The following is a 21,562-nucleotide window of genomic DNA, read 5'->3' on the forward strand; positions in this document are numbered from 1 at the left end:
TATTGGTTTTTTTGCTACTATTTGCGCTTTGATTAATCTTGTTATTTTTTTGTTTATGTCTCAAAATTATCAGCAACAGCTTCAAAGTAAAATCGAACGAATCAAGCAGCAATTTGCCGAATTTAACGCACCTGAACTTGAGGTGTTTGAATCTCCCGAGCAATATTATCGTATGCGCGCAGAGTTTCGTCTTTGGCATACCCATGAAGATTTATTCTATGCCATGTTTGAACGCGCTGAAGACGGTAAACAAAAAGATGTGGTACGTGTGGATGAGTTCCCAATTGCAGACAAAAGCATTAATGAACTCATGCCAAAGTTATTACAAGAATTAAAAGCCAACGCTGTTTTATCACAACGTATTTTTGAAGCTGATTTTCTGGCAACACTTAGTGGTGAAATGCTCGTGACCCTCATTTACCATCGCAAACTGGATGCTGAATGGGAAACTCAGGCAAAATTGCTTGCAGAAAAACTCAATATCAAAATTATGGGACGTAGCCGCGGTCAAAAAGTCATTATTGGTGATGACTTTGTGGTTGAGCAACTTAATGTGCATGGTCGTACTTTTAAGTACAAACAAATTGAAAGTAGTTTTACCCAACCTAATGCACACGTCTGCCAGAAAATGCTAACGTGGGCATGTGATGTCATTCAGGGTTCAAATCAGGATTTACTGGAGCTGTATTGTGGTAATGGTAACTTTACCCTGCCATTGTCATTACATTTTCATCGAGTGCTTGCTACAGAACTAGCCAAAAGTTCAGTATATGCTGCGCAGTGGAATATCGAACAAAATCAGATTGAAAATATTCAAATCGCACGGCTATCAGCAGAAGAATTTACACAAGCTTATCAGGGCGAACGTGAGTTTAGACGATTACAGGAAGCCAATATCGATATTCAAAGCTATGACTTTGATACGATCTTTGTTGATCCTCCGCGCGCAGGGATTGATGATGAAACTCTTAAACTTTTGACAGGATTTAAACGTATTCTTTATATTTCCTGTAACCCCGATACACTGTATGACAACTTAAAAACATTAAGTAAAACGCACCGTATTACTCGCTTTGCTTTGTTCGATCAGTTTCCATTTACTCACCATGTTGAATCTGGTGTATTACTTGAATTAATTTAAACAAATTATTGCAATGTAACTTTAAAAACAAAGGGTTCTGACATAACCCTTTATTCTTTATAAATATTTAAATTTAAAATATGATATAAATCAAAGATCAAGTCCCTCAACCTGTCATAATTTCGTTAAATCTGAGTGTTATGATCGGAAAATTTAGGGTCTGTTTGTTGCTTTTATCACTTTAGTTGACTTGTATTTTATTTTATTTTGGCTATATTTCGAGCTATGTTAGGTTGAATGTGAAGGCTCTATGAGTTTTTGGCAAAAGCTGTTTTCAGCAGATGAAATCAACAACGAGCATAAGAACCAAATTGCTTGTGTTGAAAATGATTGTTCATGTAAAACAAACGAGCAGTTAGTCTCTGCGTTAGCAAAAGCGACTGATGAAGATATCATTAAAGGTATAAAGAAAGTACTGGTATCTCGTGGGTACAGCCGCAAAGAGTTGAATGAAATCAATCATCACCCTGTACAGTAAAATAAAACCGCCATCAGGCGGTTTTTTGTTATCCACAACTCTCAGAATCAAGTAACGCGATCATCGGCCCTAACTGATAACGCTGATCTTCCCAATAAATTTTGGGAAAATATAAACTTGAAATCGAACCATCTAAATAAAGCGCATTGTCTATCATCAGCTTATCTTTAAAGAAAGCCGCAAATTGATAGAAATTGACGCGATTCCGTGTAATAACAAAATACAGCGTATTATCTTTTACACCGACACCATTTCTAATTTTTAAAGAATTAGAGTCTACTAAAAACTTCGAATTAATCATTCCATCTATCACTAACATCGGCCCAGACTGAGTCGCATAATTCGCTTTAAAGTGGCTGTTTTTAAAATCCTGTGTGGTTTCAATGACTGCATGCTGTCGATTCCATGCCAGTACACCATTGGGCTGCATAAAAAAGTTTCCAAAACCCTGTTGCTCATTCAGTGTGGTCAATTGTTTGCCGTTTTCTATATACAGCCCAACTGGTGCATAATCTGAATGATACATCCCTGCATTCATCGCAAATTCTAATGTCTGGCAGGCGTTAAGCTGTTTTTGAATATTTTTGAATTTGAGTAAGGGCTTTTGTGACTGATCATTTAAAAATAATTTAAGACTGGATAATTTTTTGATCTGTATAACATCCGCATCAACTCCTTGAGCAAGTTGAATTCGTTGATAACTGATAAAGTCATTTGCAAATGCTGACTGAGCCAATAGAGTCGATAAACCTGAAAAAATAACCGTAGATTTTAATATTTTTACCCACATAGACATATCGCTACTCTTTTACTTGCTCGATCATTTATAAACGATAACAAGCAAAATAGGCTGAATATTGGTATTTTTGCACTTTTATAGAACACTTTCACACAATAATCGCTATAATTAGGACTGTATCATCGCAATACAATACAGTTGCCTACTTTATTGGATCTGGTGAATATGCAGCATTCAATCAAACGATTTCCAATAGGTTCTCATCTTATTGTGAAACATTTGGGTTATAGCCATCATGGTATCTACGCGGGTCGTGGACGTGTGATCCATTATTCAGGTTTGGCACATCTTTTTAAAAAGAAGCCCATTGAGATCACTACGCTCGAAAATTTTGCGCATGGCAAAAAAATTCATATACGTTATTACCATAATCCCAAATATAAAGGTCGTTTAGTCGTAAGACGTATGCGCTCACGGATGCATGAAAACTATTACCACCTAATTATTAACAATTGCGAACATCTATGTAGCTGGGCAATTACAGGGGTTGAAAATAGCCCTCAAGTGGTAAAAATGATGAACCGACTTACAACACTGGGCTATATCAGTTCAATTATGAGTTATATGAATAGTTTTTATCTTACGATCGCAACGACATGTTTTGCATTAGTACTTTACATCAAGAAAAAATTGCGTGATAAAGCCAAAATGCAAATGCCCACCTATTTATTTTATAAACAGGATCATAAAGAATAAAAAAAGTTCATTATTTGATCATACGCATTGGAACATCATAAAAAAGCCTCTACATGTAGAGGCTTGATTAAGCTGTAAAAATAAATATTACTTTTCACGATCTAGCACTAACATCACCGTAAGTCATGAAAGACTAAAGTTCATCTGCTTTGGAGCCTTGCGAAAAATAAGGCATTAATCACATTTCCCTGCGGGGCCTTGCGAAAAAATAAGGCGTTAATCATATTTCCCTGCGGGGCCTTGCGAAAAAATAAGGCGTTAATCGCATTACCCTGCGGGGCCTTGCGAAAAAATAAGGCGTTGCCTTATTTTTTCTCAGGTTTGAAGCTGTCTTTGAGATCCAAGATACGGTTAAACACAGGTTTTTCTGAACGATGATCGTATTGATCAGCCACGAAATAACCTTCGCGTTCGAACTGGAAACGATCTTCTGGATGAGCCTGAGCCAACGCAGGCTCAATATACGCCTGTACCACTTTTAAAGACTCAGGATTAAGGTGTGCCAAAAAGTCATCATCCGCATCTGGGGCAGCTTCTGTAAATAAACGCTCATAAATACGGACTTCCGCAGGAATGCCCTGATTTGCAGATACCCAATGGATCACACCTTTGACTTTGCGTCCCTCTGGATTTTTGCCTAAAGTCTCTGGGTCAATTGAACACTTCAGCTCAATCACTTCACCATTGGCATCCTTAATTACTTCGTCACATTTAATGACATACGCATGACGTAAACGCACTTCACCCTCTGGAACCAAACGCTTAAAGCCTTTTGGCGGCACTTCTTCAAAATCTTTACGGTCAATATAGATTTCACGTGTCAAAGGAATCACACGCTCACCCATGTCTACATTTGGATGACGTGCATGTTTTAAATCCAATTCTTCTGGCAAATTGGTCAAGGTGACTTTAAGTGGATTGAGCACAGCCATACCACGCGCTGCGGTATTTTCCAAAGACTGGCGAATACAAAACTCAAGCATGGCAACATCGACAATACCATCGGTTTTAGAGACACCGACACGGCGACTAAAATCACGCAATCCTTCTGGTGTAAAGCCACGACGACGCATTCCGACCACAGTTGGCATACGTGGATCATTCCAACCATTGACATAACCACCTTCAACCAAACGGCGTAATTTACGCTTAGATGTAATGGTGTAATCAATGTTTAAACGTGAAGATTCGTATTGACGTGGCACAGCTTGTGAATGCACTTTTTCCACCACCCAGTCATAAAACGGACGGTGATCCTGAAACTCTAATGTACAAAGTGAATGTGTGACTCCTTCAATTGCATCTGACAATGGATGTGCGTAATCGTACATCGGGTACATTTTCCATTTATCACCTGTTTGGTGATGTTCAGAATGCAAGACACGATACAAAATCGGATCGCGCATATGTACATTGGTACTTGTCATATCAATCTTGGCGCGAAGAACAGCTTCTCCTTCTTTAAACTCGCCATTGCGCATCTTTTCAAAACGCTCAAGGTTTTCAGCAATGCTTGCATCGCGATACGGAGAGTTTTTGCCAGGTTCAACAAAATTACCACGATTCAGCTTAATTTCTTCAGGGCTTTGCAAATCAACATAAGCATCGCCTTGTTCAATCAGTTGAACCGCCCAAGCATACAGTTGATCAAAATATCCCGATGCATAACGAGGCTCGCCTTGCCATTCAAAGCCAAGCCATTTAACGTCATTTTCAATACCATCGACATATTCTTGTTCTTCTGCATCTGGATTGGTATCGTCAAAACGCAGGTTACAATAACCATCAAATTCTTCTGCAACACCAAAGTTTAAACAAATCGCTTTGACATGGCCAATATGCAAATAACCATTTGGCTCTGGCGGGAAACGAGTCACCACTGTTTTAGTTTTGCCACTGGCTAAATCATCAGTAATTACCTGACGTACAAAATCTAAGCCCGCCTGTTGTTCTTGCTGCGCAGAATCGACAGATGCATGAGTATTCGATGTCGGAGAATTGGGCAGAGTTGAAACAACATCATTTGGCTTCATATAAATAATTCACTTCTTTAGCGTTAAAATTTGGCTGAATGAAACGCAATCTTTGTTTTTTAACAAAGAAATTTACGTTTTTTACTTGCTATGTAGTTTACAGTTTGCTTATGCTTCTCTCAACCAAAAAACCCATGGCTTTCATGTCCATGATTAGGAGATTATGTAATGAGTTTTCCTCAAGTCGAATTAAACACCAACAAAGGTCGTATTGTTCTTGAGCTTAACACTGAAAAAGCGCCTAAAACAGTTGCTAACTTCTTGGAATATGTTCGTGATGGTTTCTATGATGGCGTAATTTTCCATCGTGTGATTGATGGTTTTATGATCCAAGGCGGCGGCATGGATGAAAACTTCAAAGAAAAAGCCACTCGTGACTCGATTGAAAACGAAGCGGATAACGGTCTAAGCAATGACGAAGGTACAATTGCGATGGCGCGTACCCAAGCACCTCACTCTGCATCTGCTCAATTCTTCATTAATGTGAAAAACAACTCATTCCTTAACCATACAGGCAAAACAGCTCAAGGTTGGGGTTATGCTGTGTTTGGTAAAGTTGTTGAAGGAATGGATGTGGTAAGCGACATTAAAAATGTTCGTACAGGTAACCGTGGCTATCACGCTGATGTTCCTTTAGAAAATGTTGTCATTGAATCTGCTAAAATTATTTCTGAATAATTTTAAACGGAATCTTTTGTGACTTATCTGTTTATCTCAGATTTACATTTGTCACCTGAACACCCTCGATTGATTCGGGGGTTTTTAGATTTGTTACGCCATTATCAGTATAAAAACACCCAACTCTATATTTTAGGTGATTGGTTTAATGCCTGGATTGGTGATGACTTTACCGCCCCATGGTTAGATGAAATTATTGATGCATTAAAAAAATTTGATGCTTCAGGTAATCAAATTTATTTCCAAGTAGGCAATCGTGATTTTGCCTTAGGTCAAGACTTTTTAAAGCAATTTCATGGAATTTTACTTCCAGATATTTACACGCTTGAAATTGCAGGTCAGCAGTATCGACTCGAACACGGTGATGCTTTATGTACCGATGACGTAGCCTATCAACGCTTTAAAAAGATTATTCGCAATCCTTATTTGGTTGCATTTTTAAAAAAAACGCCGCTCAGTTTTAGACAAAAGCTCGCCAATGGCTTTCGCAAAAAAAGTCGAGAAAATAAACAACAAAAAACTTATGAAATCATGGATGTGAATGATCAAGCGGTCATCGATGCGTTGGAAAATATGGATTATTTGATTCATGGACATACGCATCGCCCTGCAATTCATCCTAAGCAAGAGAAACTCAGGATTGTTTTAGGTGACTGGCGAGAACAAAGTGGAGAAGCCATGATTCTTGAAATTAATGATCAAGGACAACAACACTTTATAAAATGGGTAATTGCTTGAATCCTATATTACATTTAACTTATTATAGTTAAAGAGTTATTTTACCAGACCTGTGAAAAATGAAAATTTCTTATAAAAAAACGAATGCTATCTTTTTAATTTTTCTTAGCCTCATCTTTGTGGCATCAGCATTCGGTAATGATGAGAAATTAACAAATTTTATTCATGAATATTTTACTTTTATATTTATTATTTTTTTATTGAGTTTATCCATTTGTATTTATGATGTAATCATGAAAATAAAACAAATCACAAAAGAAAAATTTAACTCAATTCATCAAGAAAAAGAGTTTGTAAATATAATCAAAAACTTATCTTACGAAGAAAAAAATATTTTATCTTTATTTCTTGAAAGCAAATCAGATGAAAAAGCATTAAATCCTAACGATCAAGCAGTTGCATGGTTAGAGTCTGTAAAATTAATATTTAATACTGGTAAAATAGAAGGAAATAAAAAACGATTTAGAATTCACCCTTCTGTATCAAAATATTTAGTACAAAATCCAAACGCATTATATTAAATTTAAATTATTATAAGATATTATACACCCTTACACCTTAGAGATATTGATCATGAACTTATTAGATACTGCAAAAAGTCGCTATACCACTAAAGCTTATGATCCATCAAAAAAAATATCTGGCGAAAAGTTTGAGCGTTTGTTGGAAGTTCTACGCTTAACTCCATCTTCCGTAAATATTCAACCTTGGCATTTTTTAATTGCTGAAAGCACAGAAGCGAAGCAACGCGTTGCTAAGGCCATGACTGGACGATACGCCTACAATGCCCCTAAAGTCTTAGATTCATCACACACAATTATATTCTGTACCCGTATTGATGCCACACCTGAGCATTTGGAACAACTGCTTGAGCAGGATGATCTCAACGGTCGTTTTAAGGACGAAAAAGCCAAACAAGGTCAACGTGAAACACGTGCAGGTTATGTCGATTTTTATCGTAACGAACAAAAAAATCTGTTTGGTTGGATGGAAAATCAAACCTTTATTGCCCTCGGCCAGTTACTCCTCGCAGCGGGACTTGAAGGCATTGATGCGACCCCAATGGGTGGGTTTGATGAAGATGTGCTAAATGAAGAGTTTGGCTTAACAGAAAAAGGTTTTCGTGCTTCAGTGGTCGTTGCCTTGGGTTATCGAAGTGAAACTGACTTTAATGCCAAATTACCAAAATCGCGTTTAAGTGATGAAGTCATTTTTACTCAGCTTTAATATTTATAATTCCGTCATCATTGGCTTAATAAGCGCTGATGATGACATTTAATAAATGTATAATAATGAAATATAATCTTGAAATTATTAAAAAATCTATCTTAATTATCCCAATTCCACTTTTGTTTTTTCTGCTCATTTATTTAATTTTATCCAACCCTCCATATACACTACAAAATATTGGATTTTTTTTGATGGGTACAATAATTGTTTACTTCATTTATTGTATTATCGTCGTACCGATTGCTTTTTTGATTTCCGTCACTTTAAATCATTATTATATTTTAAACTTATTGATAATCTTAATCAGTGCTTTCGTTGTGGCTACACCTTTTTATTTATTTATCAACTTTTTGCATGCAGCAAGCATTCCAGATCCATGGTGGAAAATGTATAGTCACTTTTCCACCATTTTACTGACTATTGTTCCTGCATTTTTCTATTGGATTTGTTTGAAATGGTTTGCAAGAAAAATATGAGATTATTACATTGCTTGCGCTAAACAAATCACACCAGCAATTCCTAAAACCAAACCTAGCACTGTCATCCAGTTTGTTTTTTCTCTAAATAGAATCATGCCACTCAAAATACCAAATACTACGACTAAAATATTCATGCCAGCAAAAACAATCGCAGGAGAATCTTTCAGCAACATATGTGCTTTAACATATAGCGCAATATTACTAAAGTTTAAAACACCTAAGACTAAACCAGCCATTATATTCTTGGTCAGCCATGGCTGTTTTAAAATAAAACCCACATAAATAAATGAAAAAATAAATGATGTAATAAAAATTAAATTTAGCGTGACTGAAAATTGTAAACCTAAACTACTGGTATATTTAAGAAGAATATCGACCAGCGCATAACCTAACCATACGCCGATTAAAGCCATGATCGATTTATTATAATGACTAGAATTTTGGGTTTTCCCTTTTGCCAAAATAATACTTAGAACTGCGGCTAAACCTAAACCAATACCCACAACTTTTAAATGATTAAAATTTTCTTGAAAAATAAAATATGCAGCCAATAACGACAATACAACAGATAAACGTTGTGCAAGTTCTGTTTTTATAATTCCTGCAAATTGTAGAGATTTTGCCAAACATAGAAAGATACTGGGTAAGACTAAACCTAATATAACCACCAACCACCACGGCGTACGTTGTAAAGACAAATGACTCAAATCAGGCTTAAACCAGAAAAAGCAAAGTAGACTTGCACTGAGGTAGTTCCAGACAATCATTTGAATCGGCTCAAAACCTTTTTCTTTTAGCCATTTCAGTAAAATTGAAACAGATACACTGCATAGTGCTGAAAATACAATCAATTCCATTTTGCTCTCGCGGTTTTTATCTTTTTGTTGATAAAAGAAAAGCCCAACGTATGGGCTTTTCCAGAATCGAATTAATAACTGATCAATTATTTATAACGATCAACCATAACTTCCAAAGAAATTGGGCGAATCTTATCGGCATTACCCGCTGTACCAAATGCTTCGTAACGATCGATACAAATTTGTTTCATTGCATCAACAGTTTTAGCAAAGTATTTACGTGGATCAAATTCAGCTGGATTTTCCGCCATAAAGCGACGAATTGCACCAGTCGAAGCTAAACGTAAATCGGTATCGATATTGATTTTACGTACACCGTGCTTGATTGCTTCTACAAGCTGATCAACAGGTACACCATACGTTTCACCAATATTACCACCGTGCTCATTAATGATTTTTAACCATTCTTGAGGTACTGAGCTTGAGCCATGCATAACCAAATGCGTATTTGGCAAAGCGGCATGGATTTCTTTAATACGGTCAATCGCTAGAATGTCGCCTGTAGGCGGACGCGTAAACTTGTACGCACCGTGAGAAGTACCAACCGCAATCGCTAAAGCATCGACGTTGGTATCAGACACAAACTGCTTTGCTTCATCAACTGAAGTTAAAAGCTGAGAATGATCAAGTACACCTTCTGCACCCACACCATCTTCTTCACCAGCCAACCCAGTTTCAAGGCTACCTAAACAGCCAATTTCACCCTCGACTGATACACCACACGCATGCGCTAATTGTACAACACGGCGAGTGACATCAACGTTATAGTCATAATCTGTTGGTGTTTTACCATCAGCAGCCAATGATCCATCCATCATTACTGAGCTAAAGCCCAACTGGATTGAACGCTGACAGACATCAGGGCTTGTACCATGATCCTGATGCATTACCACTGGAATATGTGGCCATTCTTCAACGGCAGCTAAAATAAGATGACGTAAAAATGGCGCACCTGCATATTTACGAGCACCAGCCGAAGCTTGCACAATTACAGGTGAATTGGTTGCATCCGCGGCCAACATGATTGCGCGCATTTGTTCTAAATTGTTTACGTTAAACGCTGGTACGCCATAGTTGTGTTCTGCGGCGTGATCCAAGAGCTGGCGCAGTGAAATAAGTGCCATAATATCCTCCCAGGTAGTGCGACATATTCTACCTTGTCATTTGTTTCAAATCAGCAACAAATCACAGTAATTCAAAAAAAATCCCTGCATTGGCAGGGACTTTTAACAAAAGCCTACACAACTTAATGAGCTTCGCCTTTTTTCTGTTCAATTGTAGCGGCTTCTTCGTCAGTTGCAGGTGTTGCAGGATCAGCAGCAGCGTTAGCGACAGATTCAGGAATATCTGTATTTTTCTCATCCATTACAGGTTTATCTAATGCATCAATTGCTGCTTGTTGTTCAGAAGTTACTTTTTCTTCAACTGGTGTAGTTTGACCTTCATGAGATGCAGGTGCATCATCTTTTTTAGCACAGGCAGTCAAGGTTAAAGGGATCATCACTAAAGCAGCCAAAGCAAATTTCAATTTCATCATGTCTTCCTAAAACTCTGATTACTGAATTTGATTTAGTTTATTGCAACTTTGTGACAGTTATATGAATCAATAATGAAAAAACAGGCCGATATAAATCGACCTGTTTCAAATATATGACAGTACATTTAGAGACGTTTAAGCACGTTCTAGTAATACTGCAACCGCAGGAAGTGTTTTGCCTTCTACAAACTCAAGAAAAGCACCGCCACCTGTGGAAATATAACCAATTTTGTCTGCAACTTCATATTTATCAATTGCAGCTAAAGTGTCACCACCACCCGCAATAGAGAATCCTTCAGATTCAGCAATTGCCAATGACAGTGTTTTTGTCCCTTCTCCGAATTGATCAACTTCAAACACGCCTACTGGACCATTCCAAAGAATGGTTTTAGATGATTTAATAATTTCTGCAAAGGCTTTTGCCGTTTCAGGGCCAACATCCAAAATCATGTCATTGTCTGCAATATCTTCAACTTTCTTCACGACTGCTTTCGCTTTCGCTAATGAGCCAAGGAAGTCAGCAAAATCAATTTCTGCTGCATCAGCAACCACAACGTCTGTTGGAAGTGGAACGGATACTTTGGCTGCAATTGCTTTTGCGGTATCGATTAAATCAATTTCACAAAGTGATTTGCCAACATTGAATCCTGCTGCTGCCAAGAAGGTATTGGCAATACCACCACCCACAATCAATTGACCGCAAATATCAGAAAGTGAAGTTAAGACATCAAGTTTGGTTGAAACTTTTGAACCTGCAACAATCGCAACCATCGGCTTTTCAGGTGTTTGAAGTGCACGACCTAAAGCGTCTAATTCAGCAGCAAGTAATGGCCCTGCCGCAGCTACTTTTGCGTAACGTGCTACACCTTCGGTGGATGCTTCTGCACGGTGCGCCGTACCAAATGCATCCATCACAAATACATCGCAAAGCGCAGCGTATTTTTGTGCCAATTCAGCATTGTTTTTCTTTTCGCCGTGGTTAAAACGTACATTTTCAAGCAAAACCACCTGACCAGCTGCAACTTCAACGCCATCCAGATAATCTGTATAGAGTTTTACATCCTGACCCAATGCTTTGCTTAAGTATGCAGCAACAGGTGCAAGTGATTGTTCTGGTTTTGGTTCACCTTCCACTGGACGGCCTAAATGAGAGAACACCATGACCGCAGCGCCTTTTTCCAAAGCAGCCTGAATCGTTGGCAATGCAGCACGTAAACGTGCATCGCTGGTAATTTCCCCATTTTTAACAGGCACGTTTAAATCTTCACGAATAAGGACACGTTTGCCTGCTAAATCTAGGTCAGTCATGCGCTGAAAATTCATGTATTGCTCTCTTTATAGATTTAAAAACGCGCCAATTTTAAATGATTACACTAAAAAAAGTTAGTTTTTTTGTAGAAAAGCTGTAGAAAGCTAAACTTTTGATTATGATAGTTTCAGTGTTTTACGACTAAGTCCCTATGTCTATTCATCCAGATCCAAAAATTAATCGCCTCAACGTACTAGGCGAACCATTAGCAAGCTGTTGTTTTGACCCAATTACAGGTTATTTTCGTAATGGCTTCTGTCATACCGCGGTCAACGACCTTGGTCAACATACTGTATGTGCTGAAATGACTTCCGAGTTTTTAAGCTATTCGCAAAAAGTGGGGAATGATCTCATCACACCACTTCCAGAAGTAGACTTTCCTGGCGTTAAACCGGGTGACTTTTGGTGCATTTGTGTAACGCGCTGGGTTGAAGCCTATCAAGCAGGATTTGCGCCGCCAATCAAGTTACAAGCCTGCCACCAGTCTGTTTTAAGCTATGTACCGCTTGATGTTCTTATGGAATACGCAGTTTGATGATTCATCCTGATATTATATTGGCATCTAGTAGTCAAACACGTAAAACTCTAATGGATCGGCTTGGAATTGTTTATCACTGTATTTCCCCAGATATTGATGAATCTGTTCAAGGTGAAAAACATGCTGATGATCTCGCTAGGCGGTTAGCTTTTGAAAAGGCTAAAGTGATTGCAGAACAATATCCAGATGCGATTGTGATTGGTTCTGACCAAGTCGCGTGGCGCATTCATTCTCCACAGGATTTTATTGGCAAACCCTTAACCACTGAGAATGCCATTACACAGCTTATGGCGAACTCTGGTCAAAGCGTATGTTTTAGTACTGGACTCAGTATTCAGCATTTACACAGTGGGTTTGAAAAAACACTTGTTGAACATTATCAGGTTAAATTTCGTCAACTGAATCTTGCTGAAATTGAGCGATATGTTGCGCTTGAACAACCTTTACAATGTGCAGGTAGTTTTCGCTGTGAAGGCTTAGGCATTAGTTTGTTTGAGTCGATGTCGGGTAATGATCAAACCACACTGATGGGGCTTCCATTAATTCAAGTCTGCCATTTACTTCGTCAACTCGGTTTGACAATTCCATAATTTATTGAAATAGGCGTTTTATGTCGCAATCTTTAGACGTATTAGGTGGAATCACCGCAGAACAATTTTTAAATGAGTATTGGCAAAAAAAACCATTACTGGTTCGCAACGCGATGCCAGAAATTATCAATATTCTTGAGCCTGACGATGTTAAGGAATTGGCATTAGAAGAAACCGTTTCTGCACGTTTACTCAAACAAAAAGATAAGGACCCAAATCAATGGACTGTAAAATCTTCTCCATTGGTCAAAGGGGATTTTCAGAAGATGCCAAAACTTTGGACGTTATTGGTTCAAGCGGTGGATCATTATTCTTTTGATCTGGCAGAACTCTGGAAGAAATTTCCATTTATTCCGCAGTGGCGACGCGACGACATTATGGTGTCTTATGCACCTAAAGGCGGTTCTGTAGGTAAGCATTTTGACTTTTATGATGTTTTTCTAGTTCAAGGTTATGGTCATCGCCGTTGGCAACTTGGGCAAATGTGTGATGCTTCAACTGAGTTTGTGCCAAATCAGCCATTAAAATTATTGCCAGATATGGCGATCCATTTTGATGAAGTCTTAGCTCCAGGTGATTTACTTTATGTTCCACCAGGTTTGTCACATTATGGTGTAGCAGAAGATGACTGTCTGACCTTTTCCTTTGGCTTTCGTATGCCCAATATTGCAACCATGATGGATCGGGTCAGTGACAAATTTGCAGACAACACTTTATTAAAAAATCCATTATTGGATATTGTTCGCGATCGAAGTTCTGCTATTGGAGAAATGACTGCCAATGAACTCGCCTATCTAAAAGCCAAAGTACTTGATCAATTGCAACATTCTAGTGATTTTGAACATGCACTCATGTCGCTGATGTCCGAACCCAAATATCCTGACAATATTCCAGAAGCAGATGAAATTGAAGCAGATGACTTGCTAGAGATTCTGGATACTGGTTACGAATTACGTTTGGAACCCGCTTCACGCCTTTTATATACCCAAGAAGATGGACAATTATTATTTTGGGCGAATGGCGAAGAAAGCTGCATTTCCGAAGACTTTGAATCAAGTTTAAAAAAACTTGCGGATGGTGAAAGCCTACAATTCGATCAGACCTTTAATCAAGAAGAAATACTTGAGGACATTGCACAATTACTCAATGAATCTGTTTTGATGTTGCTTCCTCCTGAAGAAGAAACCAATTAAGTCATTTTTTGAGCTGGGAGTTTAGAATAATTCTCAGCTCTAACAATTCGTTACTTGAGCTAAAGCGGGTGAGTTGGCTACTTTAGATAGCAATAAAAAAGGAATATTGTTTTAATGGCTAACATCACACAAAGTATCCGTCACAAATTTTTAAACACCTTTTTTTCGCGGCATTCCATCTGGTTTCTGTGCATTATTATTGCTATCAGCATTAGCTGGTTTCGAATTTCCTATGCACCTCATTATATTTATTACTTTATTTCAGATACTGTGCTGAATGGACTGTGGCTCCTTACCAGTTTACTTAGTCTAGTGGGTCTTTATGATGTTTTACAAAGCAAACATTCTATTTTAAGAAATTATCCGATCATGGGGCATTTTCGGTTTTTCTTTGAAGATTTTCGCCCTGAAATTCGCCAGTATTTTATTGAATCGGATCAGGATGCCCTACCTTTCTCTCGGATGCAGCGCAGTTTGGTGTATCAACGTGCCAAAAATGAAAATGCTGACAAACCTTTTGGTTCAATTATTAATGTCTATCAAGATGATTATCGCTTCATGGTGCATTCGATTACGCCATGCGAACCAGCCGATCCTAAAAATTTTCGTATAGAAATTGGCAACCATCAATGTCATCAGCCTTATAGCGCATCGATCATGAATATTTCAGCCATGAGCTTTGGAAGTTTGAGTGCCAATGCGATTCGTGCGCTAAACAAAGGTGCGAAAATGGGAAATTTTTATCATGATACTGGTGAAGGAAGTCTTAGCCCTTATCATCTGGAAAATGGCGGCGATATCGTCTGGGAAATTGCCAGTGGCTATTTTGGTTGCCGTACACTGGATGGAAAATTTGATCCTGAAAAATTTAAAAAACAAGCGGCACTTCCCCAAATAAAAATGATTGAAATTAAGCTTTCACAAGGGGCTAAACCGGGTCACGGCGGCATTTTACCCAAAAATAAAATTACCGAAGAAATTGCGGAGATTCGTGGCGTACCTCGCGACCGAGATTGTATTTCTCCACCAAAGCATTCTGCATTCAATACACCTATTGAAATGATGCATTTTATTCAGCAATTACGTGAGCTTTCTGGCGGCAAGCCTGTCGGTTTTAAACTATGTATTGGTCAGCCATGGCAATTTATGGGTATTGTTAAAGCCATGCTTGCAACCCAAATTATTCCAGATTTTATTGTAGTAGATGGCTCTGAAGGTGGTACGGGTGCAGCACCTGTCGAATTTAGTGATTTCATTGGGACACCGCTGCGTGAAGGCTTACAGTTTGTGCATAACACTTTAATTGGAGCAGGATTACGAGATCAGATTAAGTTAGGTGCCAGTGGTAAAATTATCAGTGCTTTTGATATTGCTAGCACGTTTGCACTAGGTGCAGATTGGGTCAATTCTGCTCGTGGATTTATGTTCGCTGTCGGTTGTATTCAAGCACAGAGTTGTCATACAAATCAATGTCCTGTCGGTGTTGCAACACAAGATAAAGACCGCCAAAAAGCAATTGATGTACCTACCAAAGCCGATCGTGTTTTTAATTTCCAGAAAAATACCTTACATGCACTTTCTGAAATGATTGCAGCAGCAGGCTTACAACACCCATCAGAAATTAAAGCGCATCATTTGGCACAGCGTTTGAATGATCGTGAAATCAAAAATTATGCTCAACTACACTTTTTCTTTAAAGGTGGTGAACTTTTAGATTGTCATGAAAAAGATGATGAAAATTTTTATTATCGGATGTGGAACATGGCAATGGCTGAACGATTTTAGTTTTTAAATTGCTTAAAAAAACCCAAGTGGATCATTCACTTGGGTTTTTTATTTAGATGAATAAATCTATTATTCATCACCTAAATCGTCTAGAAAATCGACTGTTGGCACAAAAAATAAAGTTCCTGTTTGGGCAGTACTAAAATCTAGCAGACGATCTAAATGTCCTTCGGCATTGCCCTGAAACATATGTTCCACCATCTGACGTGTGGTACTAAATTTATTGGCATAACCAATAAAATAAGTTCCATATTCACCCTTGCTTGGATTGGAAAACGGCATATTGGCACGCATAATTTTCAGTTCATTGCCTTCATCATCATAGGCTTTGCTGACATTATTATGTGCAGTTTCGGGTTTAACATCATCACCCAGTTCAACATCATTAAACTTTTTACGCCCAATGACTTTTTCCTGCTCTTCATCACTTAGACTTCGCCATTTATCCATATCATGCATATATTTTTGTACAAAAGCATAGCTACCACCTGTAAACAGTGGATCTTCCGTCCCCACTAATGCATATTCAGCCGCAATTTCAGGCTCTGGATTTTCAGTGCCATCCACAAAACCAATAATGGCACGTCCATCGAAATAACGAAAACCGTGTACTTCATCAATTGGATGGGTAATATCTTTAAGTTGCTGATGAATAATACTGGCTAACTCATAACATAAGGTCTGACGGTTTGCGCGAATATGGAAGAATAAGTCTCCGGGCGTCGAAACAGCTGTATATTTAGGCCCTTTAATCTCTTTAAAGGTTGTCAGCTCATGTGGTTTCGGCTGTCCATCAAAAAGCATATCCCAAGCATTTGAACTGAATCCTAAAACAGCATTGAAGTCATCATCAGGATATCGCGCCCTTAAACTGCGTGTTAGTGCTGAAAAGTTTGCTGCGAAATCGATAACTTTTTCTTTTACACCATCTGTTAGAGAGAGTCCCAATACAATAAATAGCGCGTTTTCACCTGGACGACTGGTAACAGGTTGAACTCGAGTCAATGTCATAAACCTCTGCCTTGTCTGAGCATTTTATTTTGTTGCTAATTTAACATATTGTATTTAAAAGTATAAAAGAGCTTAGCATTGCCAGACCGACAAAACGAACAGACGGATAAAATATAGACAAAAAAACAGACATACATTCGATTAAAAATGATGCCTGCCTAGAATAAAGAATTACTTAAGCTTTTCCGTACTGTTTCTTCAGATATTTCCCAATTTTAGCAGACTCAAATAACTTAACCCCAGTATTTGGATCAACTAAATAAGGCACCTGCATTCTTCCTTGCATTTCTGGCAACATTTTTTCACGCTTACCACCCGCCAAAGGCACGTATTTCCCTGGCTTTAAACGTAAGATCGCAGGTCCCTGATCTTGCCAACGTTCTTTTGGCACATTATGTAAAATGTAAGGAATTTCAAGTTCACTTAGTTCTGCACGAACGATACGTGAATATGGACTCGCTTCAAAGCTCCATAATTCAAGCAATTGCTTAGGTGCAGCACGATTTATAATTTTTTTATCGACCCATACGCCACGCGCCATATTTAAAAGTGTTCCCGCAAACTCAGCTACAGGTATTTTTGCATAATGCTTATATTTGGCAGGAGTCTTGCCTGTTTTTCCATAATATTTAAATAAATGATGAACAATTTGCTCGGATTCATACAACTGATCCCCTGTATTTTCATCAATCAAAAAAGGAAACTGTAATTTACCGCCCTTTTCTTTTACGATCTGGCGATATTTCTTGCCACCTTTAGGACACGGGTAAATTTCAACGTCCAGATTAAGCAAAGTGAAGACTTCACGAACACGACGGCAAAATGGTGATCCCTCAAACTCATACAATTTAAGCGGCTTTATAGGCTGAGAAGGAAATGGTGTACCGCTTACACCACGCCCACCTCCTGCAAGTGTTGATGCAACAGATTGCAAGACTTTTATTTGATGAATCACCATAAACTTATCCTGTTTTATAAAGCTACCAGTTGTTCTTTTGCAACCACAATCCCATTGTTATCAGCATAAATGAAATCACCTGACTGGAACGTAACACCTCCAAAATAAAGATTTATATCAACCTCGCCTATGCCTTTACGGTTACTTTTTTGAGGAATTGCAGCCAATGCATGTACGCCTAGATCAAGTTCAGCGATTGCATCAACATCACGTACACAGCCATAAATCACAACGCCATTCCAGTGATTTTGAACGGCTGATTCAGCAATCATGTCTCCCATTAATGCACAGCGCATCGATGCTCCCCCATCAACCACTAAAACTTTATTGGTTCCATCTGTTGCTAGTAATTCTTTAACACGTGAATTATCTTCAAAGCATTTTACAGTGACGATTTGCCCACCAAAGCTTTTCCGTGCGCCGTAACTTTTAAAAAAGCGGCCATCCAGTGATGGCGTAACAACCTGAATGTCTTTATCAGGATTGTCATCAAGTAAATCACAGGTTACGAAAGGCACTGTTGTCATGTTGCTCTCCATTATGAAGTGGTTTGTATGCTTAAATTATCATAAATTTTAACGGCTTCCATTTGCGTTTTTGCTGCTACAAGCATTGTATAAGCCAACTGCTCTGCCGTTACAGGCCTATATAAAAATGGTGTCTTCCAAATATTCTCAAGATTTAAAAATATTTTTTGCGCAAGTCCTTCAAATATGCGCTGTTCGTCCCGTTGTCCAATCAGTAAAGAAGGATGAAATATAGAAAGTTTGCTTAATGTCAGTGTCTTCAAATAATCTTCAAGCTGGCCTTTCACTCGATTATAAAAAAAGATGGAAGAAGAATTTGCACCCATTGCACTCACCAAAAGCAAATGCGTTTCTTTATCTTGCAGCAAATCTGCAAAGTGTGCATTAATCTCATAATCAATCGCATAAAAATTTTGTTTGCTGCCTGCTTTTTTAATCGTTGAGCCTAAACAGCTAAAAGCATGTGTATAGCCACTGACATCTTGATCATTAAGTAACAAAAAATCTTCGATTACAAATTGACTGACTTTGGAGAGAGATTTAAATTCGCTGAGTTCTTTGCGTACAATTACATTCACAAAATCAAATTCTGACGACGCTTGTAATTGTTTTATCAATGCTTTTCCGACAAGTCCCGTTGCGCCGATAACCAACGCCTTATTCTTCATATTTGCCATATTTTAAGCAGCCTAAGTACTTTTATTTTAATTTAGCCTGTTCTTGTGAATTTATCACCATCAAAAACGTTACAAAAACGTCTCAAGGCTTGACTTAGCCGCACCAATTCATCAAAATATGGCACTTGTTTACGGGCTGGTGATAGTTTTAACTATAACCAGTGAAACTTCAGCCCGCCCAGACCAATCAAATTTCAAGGAGTGCAAGAGTGGCAAACTCTGCTCAGGCAAAAAAACGTGCGCGTCAAAACGTTAAAGCGCGTAAACACAACGCAAGCTTGCGTTCTATGGTTCGTACTTACATCAAACGTACTGTAAGTGCAATCGCATCTGGTGATTATGCTGTTGCTACAGAAGCTTATAAAAAAGCTGTTCCTGTAATCGACCGTATGGCTGATAAAGGCATCATCCACAAAAACAAAGCTGCTCGTCATAAGAGCCGTTTAAACGCTCAAGTTAAAGCTCTAGCTTCTAACTAAGTAGCAAATAAAGAAAGCCCTACTGGGCTTTTTTTATTGCCATCAAAATAATAATTTTTAACACCATCTTATCTTCCCCATGCGTGATACCAGTCTGGATAAAGCCAAAGGTTTACTGATCTTTCTGGTTGTATTTGGTCATATTTTAGAACGTTTTATTGGCTGGAATGATTTAAGCGGCATATTACTGACATTCATCTACAGCTTTCACATGCCTGCCTTTATCTTCATTTCAGGTTTATTCTTCAAAAATCATAAATTATTTGAAAAAACTTTATTTTTTATCGTACTTGCTGTGTCATTTCAGCTGCTATATTTAGGTTTCAATCTTATTTTTATAGATCATCAGAATTGGCTAGGCTGGGTGATCAAACCGTATTGGATCTTATGGTATTTATGGGGAATGGTGGCTTGGAGTCTACTCACATCTTTACTCATAAAAAGTCGCTATCCCTTACTCATCGCTATTCTGGCAAGTTTAGGGATTGGATTATCACCATTTAATAATTACCTATTTTCAATCGGACGAATTTTTGTCTTTTTACCATTTTTTGTAATAGGTGCAATTTATGGCAAATCTTTTTTAAATACCTTTCAAAAATCAAGTTATTGGTTGTGGATTACCAGCGCAAGTTTGATGATATTGATCATAGCACTGGCTTTCTTACAACCAAATCATTATTGGCTCTATGGAAGTTTGTCCTATCAACAATTACAGATGAACCCGCTCAATGGGATCGTGACACGCTTGATGTTATTCTTTCTTGCAATTTGTGGGACTATTTCTTTACTTGCTTGTGCCTCAAAACTCCCAGAATTTTTTAGAGCTCTGGGTGAACAGACCTTAGCCATTTATTTACTGCATGGTTTTTTTATTATTGCTTTGTCGCACTTTGCGTTTATAGCAACGACACACCCTGTTTTAAATATTATATGTTGTCTAGTCATCAGCAGCATGCTTTGTATTATTTTAAAAGCTAAGTTTCTATCCAGAATTATTCAAAAAAATGCAATGAACTTGACTCAACTATTGCTAAAACCCATACATTATTTTTATAAACGTTGATCAGGCTGAATAAAATCACTGACATTTAATTGATGTACTTCTCCACGCCAGATCCATTTAAGCTGGCTATTAATAAAGTCATCACCTTCAAACCAGACAAATAATCCTTCCATCATTGCAGGCCAGTCTTTTTTATCAATTTGACTGCGACCAGAAATCACAGCAACAATGGCTGCAATAATCGTGTCATGGCTCACAGCCAAGCTTAAACCCTGAGAAGTATTTGGGTGGGTGTTATAGATCAGTTCTAGTACATCAAAGACACCAGTAATAGGATGCTTCATTCCGGGTAAGGCGTTATTCACAAAACTATTAATAAAACCAAGCGCACCTTGTTCACGAAAATAAGGCGCAGCTTTCTTTATATCCAGTACAAAACTACCTGGTTCAACCAATAAACCCTGCTCAACAATTTCAATCGTATGTGTGTTGGTTTTAGGAGTAACACGATCTGCACCCTCAATCATCAATGCGGCTGTGTCAATACAGCGTTGAATTGGGCTTGAAATACAATGTTGAATCATACGACCTGTGTTTTGTATCAAACAGGCTCCCCATTCTTCTGCCAATACACGACCTGATTCAGTAAGTTGTAAATCATAACCAGCCAAACCCTGCCCATTCACAATTTCACGAATCGAATGCCGTGTAAAAAGTGTTACAGGAACATTGCCATCGGGCAGTAAATCAATTGCCTGTAGCATACTGGGAGGTAATAGCTTAAGTGCCATATATCATCTTATATTGTCATTTTCATTACCTG

At 38.2% G+C, this 21,562-nt stretch carries 24 protein-coding genes; 13 read left to right on the plus strand and 11 right to left on the minus strand.

What is annotated here, in order from left to right; translation table 11 throughout:
• Window positions 1–55 precede the first annotated feature (55 nt).
• Window positions 56–1,141 (plus strand): tRNA (uridine(54)-C5)-methyltransferase TrmA, encoded by a 1,086-nt coding sequence (gene trmA / locus A7A69_RS00560; protein ID WP_152875956.1) that lies wholly within the window; start codon window positions 56–58, stop codon window positions 1,139–1,141.
• A 250-nt stretch (window positions 1,142–1,391) separates the two neighbouring features.
• A complete protein-coding gene (locus A7A69_RS00565) occupies window positions 1,392–1,619 on the plus strand; it encodes a hypothetical protein (RefSeq protein WP_004924955.1) in 228 nt (75 codons plus the stop codon).
• A 28-nt stretch (window positions 1,620–1,647) separates the two neighbouring features.
• Here A7A69_RS00565 and A7A69_RS00570 read toward each other — a convergent pair whose 3' ends face one another.
• Window positions 1,648–2,415, minus strand: a complete 768-nt coding sequence (locus A7A69_RS00570) for a phosphodiester glycosidase family protein (RefSeq protein ID WP_152875957.1) — start codon at window positions 2,413–2,415, stop codon at window positions 1,648–1,650.
• Window positions 2,416–2,583: 168 nt separating this feature from the next.
• Between A7A69_RS00570 and A7A69_RS00575 the strand changes: the two genes are divergently transcribed.
• Window positions 2,584–3,114 carry a lecithin retinol acyltransferase family protein gene (locus A7A69_RS00575; protein ID WP_120369169.1) on the plus strand — a complete coding sequence of 177 codons (531 nt, stop codon included), beginning with the start codon at window positions 2,584–2,586 and terminating at the stop codon, window positions 3,112–3,114.
• Window positions 3,115–3,419: 305 nt separating this feature from the next.
• Here the strand turns inward: A7A69_RS00575 and A7A69_RS00580 are convergent, their stop codons facing one another.
• Window positions 3,420–5,147, minus strand: a complete 1,728-nt coding sequence (locus A7A69_RS00580) for a glutamine--tRNA ligase/YqeY domain fusion protein (protein WP_120369170.1) — start codon at window positions 5,145–5,147, stop codon at window positions 3,420–3,422.
• Window positions 5,148–5,315: 168 nt separating this feature from the next.
• Between A7A69_RS00580 and A7A69_RS00585 the strand changes: the two genes are divergently transcribed.
• From A7A69_RS00585 to nfsB, 4 genes are read left to right on the plus strand one after another with little or no spacing between them, the layout of a single operon-like run.
• Window positions 5,316–5,825, plus strand: coding sequence for a peptidylprolyl isomerase (locus tag A7A69_RS00585; RefSeq protein WP_004987932.1), 510 nt, complete (start codon window positions 5,316–5,318; stop codon window positions 5,823–5,825).
• A gap of 18 nt (window positions 5,826–5,843) precedes the next feature.
• On the plus strand, window positions 5,844–6,563 hold the full coding sequence (locus A7A69_RS00590) for a UDP-2,3-diacylglucosamine diphosphatase (RefSeq protein ID WP_187349139.1): 720 nt from the start codon (window positions 5,844–5,846) through the stop codon (window positions 6,561–6,563).
• Between the two features lie 59 nt (window positions 6,564–6,622).
• On the plus strand, window positions 6,623–7,084 hold the full coding sequence (locus A7A69_RS00595; protein WP_152875958.1) for a super-infection exclusion protein B: 462 nt from the start codon (window positions 6,623–6,625) through the stop codon (window positions 7,082–7,084).
• A 52-nt stretch (window positions 7,085–7,136) separates the two neighbouring features.
• The gene (nfsB, locus tag A7A69_RS00600) at window positions 7,137–7,790 is read left to right on the plus strand and encodes an oxygen-insensitive NAD(P)H nitroreductase (protein ID WP_152875959.1); all 654 of its coding nucleotides are present in this window, start codon (window positions 7,137–7,139) and stop codon (window positions 7,788–7,790) included.
• Window positions 7,791–8,274: 484 nt separating this feature from the next.
• Here the strand turns inward: nfsB and A7A69_RS00610 are convergent, their stop codons facing one another.
• The 4 genes from A7A69_RS00610 to A7A69_RS00625 all read right to left on the minus strand — a co-directional run bounded on the left by A7A69_RS00610 (window position 8,275) and on the right by A7A69_RS00625 (window position 11,989).
• Window positions 8,275–9,129, minus strand: coding sequence for a DMT family transporter (locus tag A7A69_RS00610; protein WP_152875960.1), 855 nt, complete (start codon window positions 9,127–9,129; stop codon window positions 8,275–8,277).
• Between the two features lie 86 nt (window positions 9,130–9,215).
• Entirely contained in the window at window positions 9,216–10,253 is a 1,038-nt protein-coding gene (gene fba / locus A7A69_RS00615) for a class II fructose-bisphosphate aldolase (protein ID WP_120369175.1), read from the minus strand.
• Window positions 10,254–10,375: 122 nt separating this feature from the next.
• A complete protein-coding gene (locus A7A69_RS00620; protein ID WP_151980688.1) occupies window positions 10,376–10,663 on the minus strand; it encodes a hypothetical protein in 288 nt (95 codons plus the stop codon).
• A 138-nt stretch (window positions 10,664–10,801) separates the two neighbouring features.
• Window positions 10,802–11,989 (minus strand): phosphoglycerate kinase, encoded by a 1,188-nt coding sequence (locus tag A7A69_RS00625; protein WP_120369177.1) that lies wholly within the window; start codon window positions 11,987–11,989, stop codon window positions 10,802–10,804.
• 137 nt (window positions 11,990–12,126) lie between these two features.
• Here A7A69_RS00625 and A7A69_RS00630 point away from each other — a divergent pair, with 137 nt between their 5' ends.
• The 4 genes from A7A69_RS00630 to A7A69_RS00645 all read left to right on the plus strand — a co-directional run bounded on the left by A7A69_RS00630 (window position 12,127) and on the right by A7A69_RS00645 (window position 16,081).
• Window positions 12,127–12,510: a DUF2237 family protein gene (locus A7A69_RS00630; RefSeq protein ID WP_120369178.1), complete on the plus strand. Its 384-nt coding sequence runs from the start codon at window positions 12,127–12,129 to the stop codon at window positions 12,508–12,510.
• Complete coding sequence (locus A7A69_RS00635; RefSeq protein WP_152875961.1) at window positions 12,510–13,103, plus strand: Maf family protein; 594 nt, start codon at window positions 12,510–12,512, stop codon at window positions 13,101–13,103. Before A7A69_RS00630 ends, A7A69_RS00635 begins: the two co-directional genes overlap by 1 nt.
• 20 nt (window positions 13,104–13,123) lie before the next feature.
• Window positions 13,124–14,296 carry a ribosomal protein uL16 3-hydroxylase gene (locus tag A7A69_RS00640; protein ID WP_152875962.1) on the plus strand — a complete coding sequence of 391 codons (1,173 nt, stop codon included), beginning with the start codon at window positions 13,124–13,126 and terminating at the stop codon, window positions 14,294–14,296.
• Window positions 14,297–14,410: 114 nt separating this feature from the next.
• On the plus strand, window positions 14,411–16,081 hold the full coding sequence (locus A7A69_RS00645; RefSeq protein ID WP_120369181.1) for an FMN-binding glutamate synthase family protein: 1,671 nt from the start codon (window positions 14,411–14,413) through the stop codon (window positions 16,079–16,081).
• Between the two features lie 69 nt (window positions 16,082–16,150).
• Here A7A69_RS00645 and A7A69_RS00650 read toward each other — a convergent pair whose 3' ends face one another.
• From A7A69_RS00650 to A7A69_RS00665, 4 genes are all read right to left on the minus strand, one after another.
• Window positions 16,151–17,092 carry a Dyp-type peroxidase gene (locus A7A69_RS00650; protein WP_120369182.1) on the minus strand — a complete coding sequence of 314 codons (942 nt, stop codon included), beginning with the start codon at window positions 17,090–17,092 and terminating at the stop codon, window positions 16,151–16,153.
• A gap of 175 nt (window positions 17,093–17,267) precedes the next feature.
• Window positions 17,268–18,050, minus strand: coding sequence for a glutathione S-transferase N-terminal domain-containing protein (locus A7A69_RS00655; RefSeq protein ID WP_152875963.1), 783 nt, complete (start codon window positions 18,048–18,050; stop codon window positions 17,268–17,270).
• 14 nt (window positions 18,051–18,064) lie between these two features.
• Window positions 18,065–18,577, minus strand: coding sequence for a ribonuclease E activity regulator RraA (gene rraA / locus A7A69_RS00660; RefSeq protein ID WP_152875964.1), 513 nt, complete (start codon window positions 18,575–18,577; stop codon window positions 18,065–18,067).
• 11 nt (window positions 18,578–18,588) lie between these two features.
• A complete protein-coding gene (locus A7A69_RS00665) occupies window positions 18,589–19,254 on the minus strand; it encodes a Rossmann-fold NAD(P)-binding domain-containing protein (RefSeq protein ID WP_152875965.1) in 666 nt (221 codons plus the stop codon).
• A 209-nt stretch (window positions 19,255–19,463) separates the two neighbouring features.
• Here A7A69_RS00665 and rpsT point away from each other — a divergent pair, with 209 nt between their 5' ends.
• Together rpsT and A7A69_RS00675 are read left to right on the plus strand one after the other, a co-directional pair.
• Window positions 19,464–19,733: a 30S ribosomal protein S20 gene (rpsT, locus tag A7A69_RS00670; RefSeq protein ID WP_004987979.1), complete on the plus strand. Its 270-nt coding sequence runs from the start codon at window positions 19,464–19,466 to the stop codon at window positions 19,731–19,733.
• Between the two features lie 79 nt (window positions 19,734–19,812).
• Entirely contained in the window at window positions 19,813–20,799 is a 987-nt protein-coding gene (locus tag A7A69_RS00675; protein ID WP_152875966.1) for an acyltransferase family protein, read from the plus strand.
• Here A7A69_RS00675 and A7A69_RS00680 read toward each other — a convergent pair.
• Entirely contained in the window at window positions 20,787–21,530 is a 744-nt protein-coding gene (locus tag A7A69_RS00680; protein WP_120369187.1) for a histidine phosphatase family protein, read from the minus strand. The genes A7A69_RS00675 and A7A69_RS00680 overlap by 13 nt on opposite strands.
• Window positions 21,531–21,562 lie beyond the last annotated feature (32 nt).

This window comes from Acinetobacter guerrae (assembly GCF_009372255.1).
Classification (GTDB): Bacteria; Pseudomonadota; Gammaproteobacteria; order Pseudomonadales; family Moraxellaceae; genus Acinetobacter; species Acinetobacter guerrae.